This window comes from Rhodopseudomonas sp. (assembly GCF_048594845.1).
GTDB lineage: Bacteria > Pseudomonadota > Alphaproteobacteria > Rhizobiales > Xanthobacteraceae > Rhodopseudomonas.
The window spans coordinates 1-4,052 of sequence record NZ_JBMDXE010000042.1; the positions used below are offsets into that span (position 1 = coordinate 1).

The following is a 4,052-nucleotide window of genomic DNA, read 5'->3' on the forward strand; positions in this document are numbered from 1 at the left end:
CGACAACAACCTCGCGCAGTTGCGCAAAGCTCTGGATGAGCTTGGGCTCTCCGCCTCGACCAACATCATCGTGTCGGCCGACCACGGCTTCTCGACGATCTCGAAGCAGAGCAAGACCTCGCCGTCCGCCAAGGCGAGCTACGACGACACCCCGGCCGGCTTCCTGCCGATGGGCTTCCTCGCCATCGATCTGGCCAAGGCGCTGAAGCTGCCGCTGTTCGATCCCAACAACGGCAACGCAGCGGTCGGCGACAACGCCCACCCCAAGGCCGGGAACGGCGTGCTCGGCAAGGATCCGGCCAAGCCGGATCTGGTTGTCGCCACCAATGGCGGCTCGGACCTGATCTATCTGCCGACCGGCGACAAGAAGCTCGCCGGCCGCACCATCCGGGCCCTGCTCGAGCAGGACTACGTCAGCGGACTGTTCGTCGATGACTCGCTCGGCAGCTTCCCCGGCGCGCTGCCGCTGTCGGCGCTCACCCTGAAGGGCAAGGCCGCGACGCCGACGCCGACGATCGTGGTCAACTTCCGGTCCTACGCGTCCGGCTGCGCCGAGCCGACGCAGTGCTCGGTGCAGGTCGCCGACACCGTGCTCCGCCAGGGCCAGGGCATGCATGGCTCGTTCAGCCGCGGCGACACCATGAACTTCATGGCGGCGACCGGTCCGAGCTTCAAGGCCGGCTTCGTCGATCCCCTGCCCGTCAGCAACGCCGACGTCGGCTTCACCGCCGCGCATCTGATGGGCCTGACGCCGACCAACAAGGGCAGCCTGGTCGGCCGGGTGATGACCGAGGCGATGCCGGACGGCGCGACGCCGAAGGCGACCGCGAGCGTGGTCCGCTCCAAGCCGGCCAACGGCCTGCGTACCGTGCTGGCCTTCCAGCGCGTCGGCGACCAGCGCTATTTCGACGTCGCCGGCTTCCCCGGCCGCACGCTGGGGCTCGACGACGACGCTGCAAAAAAGAAAACGGCGGGGAAGTAATCCCCACCGTTCTCGGCAATCCTGTCAGCTTGTCATGTCCGGGCTCGTCCCGGGCAGGACGAAGGACTTACATCCCCAGATCGAACACGTTCGGCAGCTGGATCAGCGGCAGGGTGGCAACGCCAACCAGGGTCGCGACCATGCGCATCAGCGTCCGGTTGTTCGGACGCGCACTGCCGCGCATCTGACGGGCGATCCATTCGAGCACTTCGGTGTTGACCCCGACAGCCTGGGTTGGCGCCCAGGACTCGATCTCGGTGTCGGGCGCCAGCGCGACACTGCGCGACGGCACCGGCAGACCGGACGACGACGCCGCGTGGTGCACCACCGCCTTGGCGAACAGGTCGTCGAAGCGACCTTCGTCCTTACGCTCAGCAGCGGCGGCGTTGATCTCGAACAGCGCTTCGCACTCGGCGCGGCTGATGGGCTGGTTCTCCACCGCCGCGGCAGTGAGGATGCGCACACACCAGGCGGCATCGGCCGCGTCCAGTGTTCGCGAGAAGTGGACCCTGCCCCGCGTCGTCGGGCCCTCGCCGGTGATCACACCGTCGCGCACGACACCGAGCGCCTGCGCAGCGCTGTAGCGGTCGGAAATCCGGTGGGGTTCGATGCCGATCTCGTCGGCCAGGGCAGCGGCAGTCATGATTCCTTGCTCTTCATGTTGGTTGTCGACCAGCATTTCCACGCCGGCGTAAACGCTTGGTTAAGCTTTCGTCGTCGCTTGCGAGTTCCCTGTTCGACGATGCCGAGTTATCGACAGCGTTGCGAACAAGTCGCAGTGACCGCAGTCACGGACATTGAGATCGCAAGCTGCTCCGGCGGCGTTGCGGCGCAGCGAAGGCTTTCTCGGGGCAGTTTGCTAACAGAATGTCGCAGCAGCGCCGCGGCAGGTTCAGACGCACGGCGAGTTACGCGGCGTCTTCATGCCGAGCCAAGCCGGGCTCGCGGCGGGACAGGAAGTCCCGGCCGGACCAGCGTATGCCGTTAGGGTTGTTTGGAAGGAACGCCGCTCAGCGCGGCGACCACCAGTCGGCAAGCAGCAGGCCCAGCGCGCCGGACACGGCGGTGACGAACATGCCCCAGGAGATGTCGACCGCGACCACCGGCCAGGTCCAGTGCTTCAGCAGCGCCAGCGAGGTCAGCTCGAACGTCGAATAGCAGAACAATCCGAACAAGGCCCCGAACAATAACGAGGATTGCCACGTTGCCGTGGCCGAGCCATTGACGAATACTAGGATGCCGACAACGTAAAGCAAATAGAACATGACCGCTGGCAGCATCCGCACCGGCCCGAGCATTTCGCCGACCTGCGCGTTGAAGAAGCTCTTCGCAATCGTTCCGAGAAAAAGGAAATCCAGCGGGATCAGGATCAGAAAAGTCGCCAGATAAAGAACCCCGTACCGCTTCACATCAGCCTCCCGCAAACAGCCGCATCATCTTCACTACGCTTTACTTATTCGCTGGTTTCAAGCCCGCAAGCGAACCTGCGAAGCAATTCCTCTTCCCGGATGGAGTCATATGGCCAAGGACGCGCCCCGCCCCGTCATCGTCTGGTTTCGCGACGACCTTCGGTTGGCCGATCATCCGGCATTGCACGAAGCTGCGGCCACCGGCGCGCCGCTGGTTTGCGTGTATGTGTTCGACGAACAGAGTGCACAGCTCCGGCCGCCGCTCGCGCGACCGCTTGGCGCTGCCTCGCGCTGGTGGCTGGCGCAGTCGCTGCGTGCTCTTTCGAGCTCGCTGCAGACACGCGGCGCCGCGCTGATCCTGCGCCGCGGGCCAGCCGCCGACAGCATCGCCGAACTTGCGCGGCAGCTGGACGCCGCCGCCGTGCACTGGAACGAGATCGAGATCGCGCCCTATCGCGCCGTCGCCGACGATCTTGCCGAGGCACTCAGCATCGCCGGCATCGCGCACCATCGCCATCATGGTGACCTGCTCGCCGCGCCAGCAGCCATCCGCACCAAGGAAGGCCGCGGCTTGCGCGTGTTCACGCCGTTCTGGCGCCGCGTGCTCAGCCTCGGCGATCCGCCGCAGCTCCTGCAGGCGCCGGCGAGGCTGCACATCCTGCCCGACGTGCCGAGTGACGACTTGGCATCGTGGCAGCTCGAGCCGACGGCGCCGGACTGGGCCGGTGGCCTGCGGGACACCTGGAGCGTGGGCGAGGACGCCGCCCGCGACAAACTCCACTCCTTCCTCGAAGGCTTGCCCGGCTACTCGACTGGACGCGACCGGCCGGATCGTGAGGCGACCTCACGCCTGTCACCGCATCTCCGGTTCGGCGAAATCAGCCCGCGACAGGTCTGGTTCGCGGCTCGCTTCGCCGCGGCGGAACGGCCGGCGGTTGCGGCGGACGTCGACAAATTCCTCAGCGAGCTCGGCTGGCGCGAGTTCTGCCGGCACCTGCTGGTCGATCATCCCGACCTCGCCGCGCGCAACCTGCAGCCAGCGTTCGACGACTTTCCATGGACCGGCGACGACACAGCCCTGCACGCCTGGCAGCGTGGCCGCACCGGCTACCCGATCGTCGACGCCGGAATGCGCGAGCTATGGCACAGCGGGGTCATGCACAACCGCGTCCGCATGGTGGTCGCGTCGTTTTTGGTGAAGCACCTGCTGATCGACTGGCGGCTCGGCGAAGCGTGGTTCTGGGACACGCTGGTCGACGCCGACCCCGGCAGCAATCCGGCCAACTGGCAGTGGGTGGCTGGCTGCGGCGCCGATGCGGCGCCGTATTTCCGGGTGTTCAATCCGGTGCTGCAGGGCGAAAAGTTCGATCCGAACGGCGATTACGTGCGGCGCTGGGTGCCAGAGCTCGCGTCGATGCCGGCCAAATTTATCCACCAGCCGTGGAGCGCGACCCCGGTCGAGCTCGCCGCCACAGGCGTCACGCTGGGCGGCAACTACCCGGCGCCGATCGTCGAACACAAGGCGGGCCGCGCACGAGCCCTTGCGGCCTACGCCAAACTGCGTCAACGTTGAACAACTTCGGTTAGTATCGCTACTAACAGACGCGAATCGGCTATCGTCGAGTCCATCCGGGACTTTACGCAACGCCTATTCCGCAAAC

At 66.1% G+C, this 4,052-nt stretch carries 4 protein-coding genes; 2 read left to right on the forward strand and 2 right to left on the reverse strand.

Annotation, left to right across the window (positions count from 1 at the left end; genetic code table 11):
- Positions 1-982: alkaline phosphatase family protein (locus ACOJTD_RS02335; protein ID WP_420131331.1), on the forward strand; the 982-nt coding region annotated here is incomplete at its 5' end.
- A 67-nt stretch (positions 983-1,049) separates the two neighbouring features.
- On the opposite strand, the gene ACOJTD_RS02340 is transcribed toward ACOJTD_RS02335, so the two are convergent.
- Together ACOJTD_RS02340 and ACOJTD_RS02345 are read right to left on the reverse strand one after the other, a co-directional pair.
- Entirely contained in the window at positions 1,050-1,661 is a 612-nt protein-coding gene (locus ACOJTD_RS02340; RefSeq protein WP_420131332.1) for a hypothetical protein, read from the reverse strand.
- 331 nt (positions 1,662-1,992) lie between these two features.
- Positions 1,993-2,391: a DUF2177 family protein gene (locus tag ACOJTD_RS02345; RefSeq protein ID WP_420131333.1), complete on the reverse strand. Its 399-nt coding sequence runs from the start codon at positions 2,389-2,391 to the stop codon at positions 1,993-1,995.
- 109 nt (positions 2,392-2,500) lie between these two features.
- On the opposite strand from ACOJTD_RS02345, the gene ACOJTD_RS02350 reads away from it, so the two are divergent.
- Positions 2,501-3,964 (forward strand): cryptochrome/photolyase family protein, encoded by a 1,464-nt coding sequence (locus ACOJTD_RS02350; protein WP_420131334.1) that lies wholly within the window; start codon positions 2,501-2,503, stop codon positions 3,962-3,964.
- Positions 3,965-4,052: the final 88 nt, after the last annotated feature.